Source organism: Streptomyces sp. NPDC052023 (genome assembly GCF_044548465.1).
Lineage (GTDB): Bacteria > Actinomycetota > Actinomycetes > Streptomycetales > Streptomycetaceae > Streptomyces.
In genome coordinates this window covers 304,407-316,930 of record NZ_JBIUBW010000003.1, presented here as the reverse complement: position 1 = coordinate 316,930, position 12,524 = coordinate 304,407, and the positions used below count along the sequence as shown (strand labels likewise).

At 73.0% G+C, this 12,524-nt stretch carries 12 protein-coding genes; 3 read left to right on the top strand and 9 right to left on the bottom strand.

Annotated elements, in window-relative coordinates; genetic code table 11:
- Window positions 1-82: 82 nt before the first annotated feature.
- Both ACIHCM_RS09025 and ACIHCM_RS09020 read right to left on the bottom strand, forming a co-directional pair.
- Window positions 83-712: an MBL fold metallo-hydrolase gene (locus tag ACIHCM_RS09025; protein WP_399891442.1), complete on the bottom strand. Its 630-nt coding sequence runs from the start codon at window positions 710-712 to the stop codon at window positions 83-85.
- Window positions 712-1,800 (bottom strand): S-(hydroxymethyl)mycothiol dehydrogenase, encoded by a 1,089-nt coding sequence (locus ACIHCM_RS09020; protein ID WP_399891439.1) that lies wholly within the window; start codon window positions 1,798-1,800, stop codon window positions 712-714. Before ACIHCM_RS09020 ends, ACIHCM_RS09025 begins: the two co-directional genes overlap by 1 nt.
- Before the next feature lie 273 nt (window positions 1,801-2,073).
- Here ACIHCM_RS09020 and ACIHCM_RS09015 point away from each other — a divergent pair, with 273 nt between their 5' ends.
- Entirely contained in the window at window positions 2,074-3,825 is a 1,752-nt protein-coding gene (locus tag ACIHCM_RS09015; protein WP_399891436.1) for an ABC transporter ATP-binding protein, read from the top strand.
- An 18-nt stretch (window positions 3,826-3,843) separates the two neighbouring features.
- Here ACIHCM_RS09015 and ACIHCM_RS09010 read toward each other — a convergent pair whose 3' ends face one another.
- Window positions 3,844-4,137, bottom strand: a complete 294-nt coding sequence (locus tag ACIHCM_RS09010; protein ID WP_399891433.1) for a hypothetical protein — start codon at window positions 4,135-4,137, stop codon at window positions 3,844-3,846.
- A gap of 168 nt (window positions 4,138-4,305) precedes the next feature.
- Here ACIHCM_RS09010 and ACIHCM_RS09005 point away from each other — a divergent pair, with 168 nt between their 5' ends.
- Window positions 4,306-4,671: a nuclear transport factor 2 family protein gene (locus tag ACIHCM_RS09005; RefSeq protein ID WP_393108376.1), complete on the top strand. Its 366-nt coding sequence runs from the start codon at window positions 4,306-4,308 to the stop codon at window positions 4,669-4,671.
- Between the two features lie 126 nt (window positions 4,672-4,797).
- Here ACIHCM_RS09005 and ACIHCM_RS09000 read toward each other — a convergent pair whose 3' ends face one another.
- Window positions 4,798-6,768, bottom strand: coding sequence for a GTP-binding protein (locus ACIHCM_RS09000; RefSeq protein WP_399891429.1), 1,971 nt, complete (start codon window positions 6,766-6,768; stop codon window positions 4,798-4,800).
- A gap of 162 nt (window positions 6,769-6,930) precedes the next feature.
- On the opposite strand from ACIHCM_RS09000, the gene ACIHCM_RS08995 reads away from it, so the two are divergent.
- Window positions 6,931-8,031 carry an XdhC family protein gene (locus ACIHCM_RS08995; protein WP_399891426.1) on the top strand — a complete coding sequence of 367 codons (1,101 nt, stop codon included), beginning with the start codon at window positions 6,931-6,933 and terminating at the stop codon, window positions 8,029-8,031.
- Window positions 8,032-8,053: 22 nt separating this feature from the next.
- Here the strand turns inward: ACIHCM_RS08995 and ACIHCM_RS08990 are convergent, their stop codons facing one another.
- The 5 genes from ACIHCM_RS08990 to ACIHCM_RS08970 all read right to left on the bottom strand — a co-directional run bounded on the left by ACIHCM_RS08990 (window position 8,054) and on the right by ACIHCM_RS08970 (window position 12,334).
- The gene (locus ACIHCM_RS08990; protein ID WP_399891423.1) at window positions 8,054-8,554 is read right to left on the bottom strand and encodes a metallophosphoesterase family protein; all 501 of its coding nucleotides are present in this window, start codon (window positions 8,552-8,554) and stop codon (window positions 8,054-8,056) included.
- 77 nt (window positions 8,555-8,631) lie between these two features.
- Complete coding sequence (locus tag ACIHCM_RS08985; protein WP_399891420.1) at window positions 8,632-8,811, bottom strand: hypothetical protein; 180 nt, start codon at window positions 8,809-8,811, stop codon at window positions 8,632-8,634.
- 91 nt (window positions 8,812-8,902) lie between these two features.
- Window positions 8,903-9,256, bottom strand: a complete 354-nt coding sequence (locus tag ACIHCM_RS08980) for a DUF6479 family protein (RefSeq protein ID WP_399891417.1) — start codon at window positions 9,254-9,256, stop codon at window positions 8,903-8,905.
- A gap of 183 nt (window positions 9,257-9,439) precedes the next feature.
- On the bottom strand, window positions 9,440-9,859 hold the full coding sequence (locus tag ACIHCM_RS08975; protein ID WP_399891413.1) for a CBS domain-containing protein: 420 nt from the start codon (window positions 9,857-9,859) through the stop codon (window positions 9,440-9,442).
- 66 nt (window positions 9,860-9,925) lie between these two features.
- Window positions 9,926-12,334, bottom strand: a complete 2,409-nt coding sequence (locus ACIHCM_RS08970) for a SpoIIE family protein phosphatase (protein ID WP_399892184.1) — start codon at window positions 12,332-12,334, stop codon at window positions 9,926-9,928.
- Window positions 12,335-12,524 lie beyond the last annotated feature (190 nt).

Sequence of the window (12,524 nt, the reverse complement as noted above, 5' to 3'; positions counted from 1 at the left end):
GCCTCCCGCGGAAGCCGGACATCTTGTGTCCCCTTTTACGGACGGTCCTCCGCTCGCTCCGCCTTCCCGGCGGGATCGCCGGTCAGTGGCCCCGGGCGATCCACTCCTCCAGGTGGGGCGCCTCCGCGCCGATGGTCGTCGGGTCGCCGTGTCCCGTGAGGACCTTGGTCTCCGGAGGGAGGGTGAGGAGCCGGTCGCGGATCGAGGCGATGATCGTCGGGAAGTCGGAGTACGAGCGGCCGGTGGCGCCGGGGCCGCCCTGGAACAGGGTGTCGCCGGTGAAGACGACGCCGAGCCCCGGGTCGTACAGGCAGACCGCGCCGGGCGCGTGCCCCGGCGTGTGCAGGACCCGCAGGTCCGCCCCCGCCGCCTCGATGACCTGGCCGTCGAGCAGGCCGGCGCCCGGCTCGCGCCCGGGGTGGGTCTGTTTCCACAGCGGCAGGTCGTCGTGGTGCAGCCAGATGACCGCTCCGGTGCGGTCGGCGAGCGCGGGCGCCGCGTTGACGTGGTCGTTGTGGGCGTGGGTGCACACGATGGCCTTCAGGCGGCGGTCCCCGACCGCGTCCACGATGGCGTCGACGTCGTGGGCGGCGTCGATGACGACGACCTCGTGGTCGTCGCCGACGAGCCACACGTTGTTGTCGACGTCCCAGGTGCCGCCGTCGAGCGTGAACTGTCCGGAGGTGACGAGACGTTCGACGCGAGCGGTCATCAGAGCACCACCACCGAGCGCAGCACGTCGCCGCGGTGCATCCGGTCGAACGCCTTCTCGACCTCGTCGAGCTGGATCGTCTCGGTCACGAAGGCCTCCAGGTCCAGACGCCCCTGCAGATGCAGGTCGATCAGCATCGGGAAGTCACGGGACGGCAGGCAGTCCCCGTACCAGGACGACTTCAGCGCGCCGCCGCGTCCGAACACGTCGAGGAACGGCAGTTCCAGCTTCATCTCCGGGGTGGGGACGCCGACCAGGACCACCGTGCCGGCCAGGTCCCGGGCGTAGAAGGCCTGCTGGTACGTCTCCGGGCGGCCGACCGCCTCGATGACGACATCGGCGCCGAACCCGCCGGTCAGCTCGCGGATCGCCTCGACCGGGTCGGTGCCGGTCGAGTTGACGGTGTGGGTCGCGCCCATCGCACGGGCGGTCTCCAGCTTGCGGTCGTCGATGTCGACGGCAATGATCCGCGCCGCGCCGGCCAGCCGCGACCCGGCGATGGCCGCGTCTCCCACGCCGCCGCAGCCGATGACGGCCACGGTGTCACCACGGCCGACGTCGCCGGTGTTGATCGCGGCGCCGAGGCCCGCCATCACTCCGCAGCCCAGCAGCCCGGCGACCGCCGGGGAGACGGCCGGGTCGACCTTGGTGCACTGACCGGCCGCGACCAGCGTCTTCTCGGCGAACGCGCCGATGCCGAGGGCCGGGGAGAGTTCCTGTCCGGTCGCGGCGAGGGTCATCTTCTGCCCGGCGTTGTGGGTGTCGAAGCAGTACCAGGGCCGGCCGCGCAGACAGGCCCGGCAACGTCCGCAGACCGCCCGCCAGTTGAGGATCACGAAGTCGCCGGGTGCCACGTCGGTGACGCCGTCGCCGACCGTCTCGACGATCCCGGCGGCCTCGTGGCCGAGCAGGAAGGGGAACTCGTCGGTGATGCCGCCCTGCTTGTAGTGCAGGTCGGTGTGGCAGACCCCGCAGGCCTGCACTCGCACCACGGCCTCCCCCGGCCCCGGGTCCGGCACGACGATCGTCTCGACCCGCACCGCCTCGTCCCGCCCCGGTGCGATCACGCCGCGTACTTCCTGCGCCATGTGCTGGCCCCTTCCGTCTCCGGGCGTCCGTCCCGCTTCCGACCCTACGCGTGACTGATCGGTAGGGGGACGGTTCACGAGGGCCGGACGGGGAGCCGGCGGCTGCCTCCGGCCACTCGGCCGATTCCGGGTCCCCTGAGAAGGAGGCGTTCGTGAGGTACCGGGGACATCTTGGCGGACGGCACCGTGAGGGGGAACGCGATGCCCGCCCGGGCCGGTTGTCAGTGCTCCCACGTAATCTCTGAGCACCCCTCGGACTCGTGAAGGAGCAGCGTGAGCATCGCAGAGACGGAGACCCCGCCGCCGTGGCGCATGCTCCTGGGCTATGTACGACCCCACTGGCGGTCCCTCTTCGCCGGCGCGGTGCTCTCACTGGTCACCGGGGCCACGGGGCTGGCGCTGCCGCTGGTGGCGCGGGGACTGATCGACGACCTCTCCCACGACCGGGCCATCACCGGAGCGCTGCTGGCCATGTCGGCGCTCGTCGTGGCCAACGCCGCGGTGGGCGCGCTCGGCGGGTACGTGCTGCAGCGCACCGCGGAGTCAGTGGTGCTCGGCGCACGGCGGACGCTGTCGTCGTACCTGCTGCGGCTGCGGATATCCGCCGTGGACCGCAGCGAGCCCGGTGACCTCATGGCCCGCATCACCTCGGACACCACCCTGCTGCGTGAGGTCACCACCGACTCCCTGGTCGGCCTCGGCACCGGCGGGCTCACCCTCGTGGCGACCGTGGTGATGATGGGATTCGTCGACCCGGTGCTGCTCGGCGTCACACTCGCCGTGGTCCTCGGCGCGGGCACGGTCCTCGGCGTGATCGTGCCACGCATCAACAAGGCCAGCCGGCGGGCGCAGGACGCCGTCGGCGTGATGGGCGCCTCGCTGGAGCGTGTCCTCGGCGCGCTGCGCACGGTGAAGGCGTCCGGCGCCGAGCACCGTGAGGAACAGACGCTGCACACGGCGGCCGAGGAGTCGTGGCGGCAGAGCGTGCGGGCCGCCAAGTGGTCGGCGGCGGCGGGCAACACGGCGGGGCTCGCGATGCAGATCGCCTTCATCACGGTGCTCGCGGTCGGCGGCGCGCGGGTCGCGACCGGCGCCGTGGACATCGGCACACTGGTCGCCTTCCTCCTGTACGTCTTCTACCTCATGTCGCCGATCCAGCAGGTCGTCGGCGCCGTCACCCAGTACCAGACGGGTGCCGCCGCCCTGTCCCGGATCCAGGAGGCGCTGCGGCTGCCCGCCGAACCCCGGGCGTCCGCGGCACCGTTGCCGTCGGCCGGCGCGCCCCCGGCATCGCTCGCCTTCGAGGACGTCCGCTTCCGCTACGCGCAGGACCTGCCGTATGTGCACCACGGCGTGAGCTTCGAGGTACCGGCGCAGGGAATGACGGCGTTCGTCGGCCCCTCGGGCGCGGGCAAAACGACCGTCTTCTCCCTGATCGAGCGCTTCTACGACCCGGAATCGGGGGTCATCACCCTGGACGGGCGGGACCTCGCGGAGTGGGAGCTGCCGCAGTTGCGCGCGGCGATCGGCTACGTCGAGCAGGACGCGCCCGTACTGTCCGGCTCGCTGCGCGAGAACCTGCTGCTGGGCAGTCCGGAAGCGGACGACGACGCCCTCGCACGGGTGCTGAAGACGACGCGGCTCGACGGGCTGGTCCGGCGGCTGCCGGAGGGGGTCGAGACGCTTGTCGGACATCGCGGGACCAAGCTGTCCGGCGGGGAGCGTCAGCGGGTGGCGATCGCCCGCGCGCTGCTGCGCCGTCCGAGACTTCTGCTGCTCGACGAGGCCACCTCGCAGCTGGACGCGGTCAACGAGGCGGCGCTGCGCGACACCGTCGCCGACGTGGCTCGTACGACGACCGTGCTGGTCGTCGCGCACCGGCTGTCCACGGTGACGATGGCCGACCGGATCGTGGTGATGGACTCGGGCAAGGTCCGTGCGGTGGGCACGCACCGCGAACTCGTGACCGCCGACCCGCTGTACGCGGAGCTGGCGGCCACGCAGTTCCTCGCCACGGCCGGCTGACGGGCCGCGGCGGCGGGGTCACCGGACGTCGGGGAGCAGTCCGGTGGCGGGGGCGGCCATGTCGGTGATCTGGCGGAGCTGGTTGAGCTCGTTCAGCCGCTTCATCTGGGTCAGCTGCACGGACGGCCGCGGAAAGTCCTCCTGGTACTCAGCAGGGATGTCGCTGACGGCCACGGTGTCGAGCAGGGCGATCGGGCTGAGCGGGGCCGCGCCCCGGGCGGGGGCCTCGGCAGCGTCGGCCGACGAGGCTGCGAGACCGGCGACCCCGGCGGCGAGACCAACGGCGGTGACGAGACGGCGTGTTGAGATCATGCCTTCAGCAACGCGGACCGTCCCCGGCCGGACACGGTCGGCCCAGTCCCCTCACCCGTCAGGCCCAGCCGCTGTTGCGCTTGCCGGGGCCGACGGGGCGGAGGAATCTCGTAGGAGAGGCCCCGGCGGCCCGCCGCCCGCGGGCCGCGGCTCTCGAAGGAGGTCACGATGGGTACTGCGGCCAGTCCCGCCTTCGACACCGAGACCCTGCGCCGGGCCGTGGAAGGCAATCCGAACACCCTGCTGTCCCTTTACGCCGACGACGCCGAAGTGCGCGTCGTGGACCACAACACCCAGCCCAGCCACCCGCGGGTGCTGCACGGCCGCGACGAGATCAGCGCGATGCTCGACGACGTCTACAGCCGCGACATGACGCACCGGCTGGAGGAATGCGTCGTCCAGGGTGACCGCGCGGCCTTCACCGAGTCCTGCGAGTACGCGGACGGGGTGAGGGTCTTCGCAGAGTCGATGATCAGGCTCCGCGACGGCAAGATCACCGAGCAGACGATGATCCAGGCCTGGGACGAGCAGTAGCGGGACGGCAGTGCCGCGGGCGGCAGTGGCCGGACGCGGGCGCCGGTCGCGGCCTCGGCCATCCTGTGCCGGGGCCGTGACCGGCGGCATCATGGGCGCATGGACACCCCCCGGGGGGCCTCTCGGTCAGCCGAGACGGCGTGTCAGGTTCAGCAGGTACTCCTTCCGGTTCAGCGGATTGTGGTCGGTGCGCGGCCGCTCGGGCACCGCGACGCCCGAGGCGACGGGCGCGTAGCGGTCGAAGGCGCTGTCCAGCTCCCCCTCGCCCCGGGTCAGCCCCGGCAGCTGCTGTTCCAAGGCGTGCACGCGGGCCGAGGGCACCGTGCCCTCCAGGACGCAGACCGGGCCACGGGTACCGGTCGTCCGCGGCACGGCCCGCAGCGCGGCCAGTGTCGGCAGCAGGGCGCCGAGGGTGTCGGCGGGGGCCTCGATGCGGAAGCGGTGCATCGGCTCGTGCACCCGGGTGCCCGCGCGCCGCAGGGCCTCGATGAGAACCAGCGGGGTCAGTCCGCGGAAGTCGTGGCCCGTGCTGGACATGCTCTTGTCGAAGCCCTGGTGGGCGTGGCTCTGGCGGGGCGAGTAGCCGGAGTGGGTCATGGTGACCGTGCAGTCGGGGATCCGCCAGCCGTGCAGGCCCTGCTCGAGGGTCTCGCGGACGGTGTCCTCGACGGCCTTGAAGAACGCGTACGGCATGGACCCGAGCTCCACCTCGAGCCGGAAGCCGACGCCCGCTCCGGGCGGAGCGGGCTCGACCCGCAGGCCGACCGTGGCAAGGAACGGGTTGGCGTCCTTCTTGTTGAACTCGACCGCCGCCCCGGTCCCGGCCGGCCGCTCGACGCACAGGGGTGTGGTCTCCCGGAAGGTGACGTCCAGTCCGTAGTCGTCGGCGAGTGTCGCCTGGACGACCTCCTTCTGGACCTCGCCGTACAAGGACAGGGACGTCTCCCGGCGCACCTCGTCGTGCCGCAGGGCGATCAGCGGGTCCTGCTCGGCGAGCTGGGTGAGCGCGAGATGCAGGGCCGGCCGGTCCGTCCCCGGACCCGGCACGACGACCGTCTCCAGCGTCGGCGGCGCGAAGAAATGCCCGTACGGCTCCCGCGGCACGCCGACGAAGTCGCCGATCCTGACGCCGGCCAGCCCCCACAGCCGCGCGATGCGCCCGGCCGGGACGGCGTCCTGCCGGGCGTCGGTGCCCTGGTCGAAGACGCTGATCCCGGTGACCCGGGCCTCCTTGCGCTCCTCGCCGCACGGCACCCGGTCGCGGGTGCGCAGCGTGCCGGAGAAGATGCGGGCGTAGGCGACCTTCTCGCCCGCCGGACCCCGCTCGACCTTGAAGACGGTCCCGGAGAGCGGGCCGCGGGGATCGCCGTCCGCGGTCGGCAGGAGGTCCCGGATGCCGCTGATCAGCGAGTCCACCCCGGCGCCCGTGATGGCCGAACCGCTGTACGCCGGATGGACGAGGGCCTCGTGGGTCCGGGCCACGAGGGACGCGCGGAGCAGGCCGTCCGGGACGGTGCCCCGGACGTAGGCGGCGAGCAGGTCGTCGTCGTGCTCGGCGAGGACGTCGAGCGCGGCCGGGCCGAGCCCGGGGGTGAAACCGGCGGCCCGGGTTCCGAGGGCGGTGGCGGTGCCCATCGGGACGGCGGGCGCGCCGAGCCGCTCGGAGAGCGAGCGCAGCACCTCGTCGTACCGGGCTCCACGGCGGTCGATCTTGTTGACGAAGAGCAGCGTGGGGATGCGCAGCCGGCGCAGGGTGCGCAGCAGGACGCGGGTCTGCGCCTGGACGCCCTCCACGGCCGAGACGACCAGGACCGCCCCGTCCAGGACGCCGAGCACCCGCTCGACCTCGGCGATGAAGTCGGGGTGACCGGGGGTGTCGATGAGGTTGACGGTCACGTCGTCGAGGGGGAAGGAGACGACCGCCGACTTGATGGTGATGCCGCGCTGCCGCTCCAGCGCGAGGGTGTCGGTCCGGGTGCTGCCGGCGTCGACGCTGCCGATCTCGTCGATCACCCCGGCGGAGTGCAGCAGCCGTTCGGTGAGGCTGGTCTTACCTGCGTCGATGTGCGCGAGGATGCCCAGGTTGAGCAAGTGCACGAAGCGTCATGTCCTTTGTGGAGGGGGTCGTTTCGACGGCGGAGGACATGAACGGAGCTCGCATCGGGGACTCCTTGCTCGGTGACGACTGGTCGGGTGCAGTGCAGCAGAAGAGCTGCGGCGCGACAATGGATTAACGCTCAACCATGCGAGGGTCGAGGTATGCGTGACATTCTTCCGGCGCTGCACCACTGGTACGCGGACTCGGCCCCGTTCGGCCTGGCCACCGTCGTGGGGGTGAGCCGCAGCGCGCCACGTGATCCGGGGGCGGCGATGGCCGTGGGACCGGGCGACGAAGTGGTCGGCAGTGTGTCGGGCGGCTGCGTCGAGGGCGCGGTCTTCGAACTCGCCCAGGAGGTCGTGGCGAGCGGCGAGGCACGCCTGGAGACATTCGGGTACAGCGACGACGACGCGTTCGCGGTGGGGCTGACCTGCGGTGGCGAGATCACCCTGCTGGTCCGGCCGGTCACGCCGGAGCGGGACCCCGCGTTCGGTGCGGTCGCCGAGTCCGTCCTGGACGGCCGCCCCGTCACCGTGGCCACGGTGACCGACGGCCCGGCGCCGCGCGGGGCCACGCTCGCCGTGTGGCCGGACCGGGTGTCGGGCACGCTGGGCGCGCCCGGCCTGGACGTGGCGGTCACCGCCGACGCACGGGGCGAACTCGCCCTCGGCGCCACCGGCGTACGGCACTACGGCCCGCACGGTGAGCGGCGTGAGGACGACGTCTCGGTGTTCCTGCACTCCTTCGCGCCGCCGCCACGCATGCTGGTGTTCGGTGCGATCGACTACGCGGCGGCCGTGGCCCGCGTCGGCGACTTCCTCGGATACCGGGTCACCGTCTGCGACGCCCGCCCGGTCTTCGCCACGCCCAGGCGGTTCCCGCCCGGCGTGGAGGTCGTTGTCGACTGGCCGCACCGCTATCTGCGCGGCACCGTCACCGACGAGCGCACGGTGATCTGTGTGCTCACGCACGACCCGAAGTTCGACGTACCGCTGCTGGAGGTGGCCCTGCGCCGGCCCGCCGCGTTCATCGGGGCGATGGGCAGCCGGCGGACCCACGACGAACGCGCCAAGCGCCTGACCGAGGCCGGGCTGACCGACGCCGACCTGGCCCGGCTGCGTTCCCCGATCGGGCTCGACCTGGGAGCCCGTACGCCCGAGGAGGTGGCCGTGTCGGTCGCCGCGGAGATCGTCGCGCTGCGGTGGGGCGGCAGCGGGACTCCGCTGACGGCGACCAGGGGGGCGATCCACCCGTCGCCGTGATCCATGTCCCTCACGTCGGCCGTCAGCGCGGCGGCAGCCGGTGCAGGGTGACGCCGGTGAGCCGGCCGCCGGTGACGGTGGCGGTCATGTAGGTGCAATGCGGCTGGCGGCGGCGGTCGGTCGGGGAGCCCGGGTTGAGAAGTCGCAGGCCGGTGGCTGCCGTCGTGTCCCAGGGGATGTGGCTGTGCCCGAAGACCAGCACGTCCAGCTCGGGGAAGCGGGCGGCGCAGCGGGCCTCGCGGCCCTGGGCGGCGCCGGTCTCGTGGACCGCGCCGAAGCGCAGACCGCCGAGTTCGGCGTACGCCACCTCGGGCAGGCGGGCGCGCAGCTCGGGACCGTCGTTGTTGCCGTAGACGCCGATCAGCCGGCGGGAGCGGCTCTCCAGCAGGTCGAGGGTGGCCGTGTCGACCCAGTCTCCGGCGTGGAAGACGACGTCGGCGTCCGCGATGCCGGCGAGCACCGGATCCGGCAGTGCCTTGGCGCGCTTGGGCAGATGGGTGTCTGACATCAGAAGCAGACGCACGGCTTCAGCCCCAGGGACGCGGTCGGTGCGGTCCGAGGGGCCGAGAGGGTCCGGAACTGACCCGTCGCGTGCGTGCCTCAGTCCTCACCCCGCACGATGTTCCATTCCGGTGTCGTGTGCGAGGTCCGCGGGCCGTCCGGGCTCTCCACAGCCGGGAGCCAGGTGCGCAATTCGCTCTTCGCGCGCAGTCGGCGGGCCTTCGACCAGCCGGTTTCCAGCCGGCGGACGACAGGTTTGTCACTGGTGGACGTGGTCACGACGCAACCTCTTCCCTCTGCGTCCCCTCGTACGAGTGTACGGAACAAGTGACCGGGTCCCCGTCGTCGCCGCCGGCAAACGCCGCGCCGCTCAGGAGCCGGGCCCACCGCTGCCGAACGAACCGCTGGAACCGCGGTTCCAGCGCGGCCGGCGCTGGTCGCCGCTGGGCATCCCGCCGGAGGGCCGAAGGTCGTGCGGGGTGAGACGTTCGTCCTGGCCGATCTCGTGGGGTGCGCGCTGTTCCCGGGTCTCGCGGACCGCGCCGTCGGCCGGAAGCCTGGGCTGCTCGTGGGGCCGGGGCGGCCTCGGCTCGCGCTTGCGCACCTTGATGCCCAGCAGTACGGCCCAGATGAGCGCCCCGGTGACGATGACGCCACCGACGAGGACCGCGACGAACCCGGCGACGGAACCAGCTGCGGCTACTTCGTAAGCGGTGAGGTTCATGCGCTCCGAGTACCCGGTCACGCGCGGTGAATGACTCCCGCCGGTGCCCGGGTGCGAAGGCCGCCGGCATCCGCGCGCCGCGCTACGGCGCGCGGGAGCCGTCGCGGACGACCTCGGTCATCCCCGGCTCGAGGAGCGGCGTCGGCCACTGGCCCGTGAGCAGCGGCACGAGCAGGGGTGGGGTCACTCGTTGGGCCTGGCCACGCTGATGTCCCCGAGTGCCGACTCCGGGTCGCGTTCCATCGCCAGGTCGCCCAGGGAGACGATGCCCACGGCGTGGTCCTCGTCGATGACCGGGATGCGGCGCACGGCGTGCTCGCGCATGAGTTCCACCGCGTGGTCCAGTTCCTCGTCGGGCCGTACGGTCACGAGGTCGTCGCTGCACGCGGCGGCCACGGTGATCTCGTCGGCGTCGCCGCCGTCGGCGATCGACCTCACCACCAGGTCACGGTCGGTGACCAGGCCGCGCAGGTGGTCGCCGTCCGTCACCAGGACGGCGCCGAGGTCCTCGTCGCGCATGATCCGGGCCACCGCCGCGACGGATGTCTGCGGTTCGACGGTCACCGGGTCCGAGGTCATGATGTCGCGGACGTACTGGGTCATGACGTGCCTCCTCGTGTGGTGTCCTTCGCTCCGAGTACCCGGGGCGGCCATGGCGGCACGTGCCGGTCAGCGGTCCAGGGCGATCTCGCTCCACACCTGTTTGCCGCCGCTGGCCGGCACCGTGCCCCAGGCCGCCGACAGGGCCTCGACGAGGAGCAGGCCGCGCCCTCCGGTGGCCTCCCAGCCGATGCTGGTGGGTTTGACGGGGGTGCGCGGCGAGGTGTCGGCGACGGCGAGCCGCAGCCGGCTGTCGACGAGGGTGAGGTCGAGGCGGACCGGGCCGTCGGTGTGCACCAGGGCGTTGGTGACGAGTTCGGACACGACCAGCAGGACGGCGTCGAGGTGCGTGGTCACGCCCCACGCGCGCAGGGTGCGCCGGGTGAAGCGGCGGGCGTGCCGGACGGCCTCCGGGACCCGCCAGACGGTCCACGTCTCGCGCAGCGGGTGTACGTCCATCCCGTCGTAGCGCAGGAGGAGCAGGGCCACGTCGTCGCCGCGGTGCGCCTCGCCCAGCAGGCCGTCGGCGACCGGCCCGAGCTGGGCGGGGTCGGAGGCGGCCAGCCGCCGGGCCAGGTCGGCCATGCCCTCGTCGATGTCGGACTCGGCGCTCTCGACCAGGCCGTCGGTGGTGAGGGCGATCAGCGTGCCCGGCCGTAGCCCCAGCGGGGTCATCGGGAAGTCGGCCTGAGCCAGCACGCCGAGCGGGGGGCCGCCCTCGGCCTCCACGATGTGGGTGCTGCCGTCGGGGTGGCGCAGTACCGGTGGTGGATGTCCGGCGCGCACGCACCAGGCGGAGCCCTCCTCCATGTCGACGTCGACGTAGGCGCAGGTGGCGAAGAGGTCGGTCTCCATGCCGACGAGCAGCCGGTTGGCGTGCGAGACGACCACGTCCGGCGGGTGGCCCTCGACAGCGTAGGCGCGCAGCGCGGTGCGCATCTGGCCCATCAGGGTGGCGGCGGCCGCGCTGTGGCCCTGGACGTCGCCGATGACGAGGGCGACGTGGTTGTCGGGCAGCGGGATCACGTCGTACCAGTCGCCGCCCACCTCCAGGCCGGCCGTCGCGGGCAGGTAGCGGGCGACGGCGACCGCGCCGGGCAGTTCGGGCAGGCGGCGCGGCAGGAGCTGGCGCTGGAGCATGCCGACCAGCTCGTGCTCGGCGTCGAAGGCGCGGGCCCGCATCAGGGCCTGTCCGGCCAGGCCGGCGGACGCGGTGAGCAGGGCGCGTTCGTCGGGTCCGAAGTCGTGCGGGCGGTCCCAGCCGATCAGGCAGGCGCCGGTCATCCGGCCCGCGGCGGGCAGGGGAAGGACCGCGAGGCCGCCCGGGCCGACGTCGGCGAGCGCGGGTTCGAGGGCGGTGCCCGCGGGCCAGATCTGGGCGCGGCCCTCGCGCAGCGCGGCGGCGAGCGTGGGCATGGCGCGCACCGGCGCGTCGGGCCATTCGGTGCGCCACTCCAGGCGCCACAGCTCGGGCCAGGCCTCCGGTTCGGGCGGATCGAGAACGGTGACGACGAGCCGGTCGTGCTCCAGTTCGGCGAGGGCGATCCGGTCGGCCCGCAACGGCCGGCGCAGGGCGGCGACCACGGCCTGGCTGACGTCACGGACGGTGCCCGCGGTGGACAGGGCGGCGGCCAGGCGCTGGACCCGGGCGACGTCCGTCATCTCGGTGCGCAGCGTGGAGGTGTCGTCGACCGTGCCCGACAGCCGGGACGGGACGCCCTCCCCGCCGGGCATCAGGCGGCCGCGCAGCCGGAGCCACTTGGGCGGTCCGCCGGGCTGGAGCACCCGGAACTCCAGTTCGCGGTCGCCGATGGTCATGTGGTCGGCCTCCACCACGGACATCAGCGACGGCAGGTCCTCCGGCACGGTGCGGCCGAGCAGCGTCTCGACCTTGCCGTCGAACTCGTCCCGGCCGATGCCGAACAGCTCCAGGATGTCGTCGCCGACCTGGAGCCGGCCGGTGTCCATGGCGAGGCTGAACGCGCCCGGCGCGAGCTCACCGCCGTCGGGGGGCGGGGCCGGGGCCGGGCCGGCGACCGCGTCGGCGATCAGCTCCAGGCACTTGCGGTCCTCGGTGTCGAAGCCGTCCCGGCTCTCGCTCACGGCGAGCAGGCAGCCCCTGCCGCCGTCGCGGCGGGCGGGCAGCGCGGCCAGGGAGAAGTCGCGCGCGGGGGTACGGCGGGACTCCGCGCGGTCGGCGAGTTCGCCCGGCCCGAGCCAGACGGGACGTCCGGTGTGGTGGGCGTCGGCCACCGGCGAGCTGCCCGTGAGCGGATAGCCGTCACGCAGGCCGTACACGGTCCTGGGCACGCCGGCCGAGTCGGCCATGCAGAGCACCTCGCCGTCGTCGCTGGGCGTGTAGAGGCCGGCGAAGGCCGCTCGCGCGAAGACCAGCGCCTGTTCGAGCGCGCGGTGTGTGCGTTCGGGGGTGGCCGGGTCGGCGAGGAGCGCCGAGAGGGCGTCCTCGGCACGCAGCATCCTCGCCCTGCGCCCGGCAACGCCCTCACTGACCACGTCCGTATTACAGCGCTAATGAACGCTCCGCGCAGCCCCTGTGAACGCGGTGCGGCCGCCGGACGGCCCGCCGGGCGGGCGAATGCTCGAAACAGACCGAACAGGTATTGACGCATGCGTACCGCACGGCTGTCTCGTGACAGGCGTGACTGTC

Excerpts from the sequence above, each read along its gene's own strand:
- ACIHCM_RS09025 (WP_399891442.1), bottom strand. The coding sequence starts at position 712 with ATGACCGCTCGCGTCGAACGTCTCGTCACCTCCGGACAGTTCACGCTC.
- ACIHCM_RS09020 (WP_399891439.1), bottom strand. The coding sequence starts at position 1,800 with ATGGCGCAGGAAGTACGCGGCGTGATCGCACCGGGGCGGGACGAGGCG.
- ACIHCM_RS09010 (WP_399891433.1), bottom strand. The coding sequence starts at position 4,137 with ATGATCTCAACACGCCGTCTCGTCACCGCCGTTGGTCTCGCCGCCGGG.
- ACIHCM_RS09005 (WP_393108376.1), top strand. The coding sequence starts at position 4,306 with ATGGGTACTGCGGCCAGTCCCGCCTTCGACACCGAGACCCTGCGCCGG.
- ACIHCM_RS08995 (WP_399891426.1), top strand. The coding sequence starts at position 6,931 with ATGCGTGACATTCTTCCGGCGCTGCACCACTGGTACGCGGACTCGGCC.
- ACIHCM_RS08980 (WP_399891417.1), bottom strand. The coding sequence starts at position 9,256 with ATGAACCTCACCGCTTACGAAGTAGCCGCAGCTGGTTCCGTCGCCGGG.
- ACIHCM_RS08975 (WP_399891413.1), bottom strand. The coding sequence starts at position 9,859 with ATGACCCAGTACGTCCGCGACATCATGACCTCGGACCCGGTGACCGTC.
- ACIHCM_RS08970 (WP_399892184.1), bottom strand. The coding sequence starts at position 12,334 with ATGCTGCGTGCCGAGGACGCCCTCTCGGCGCTCCTCGCCGACCCGGCC.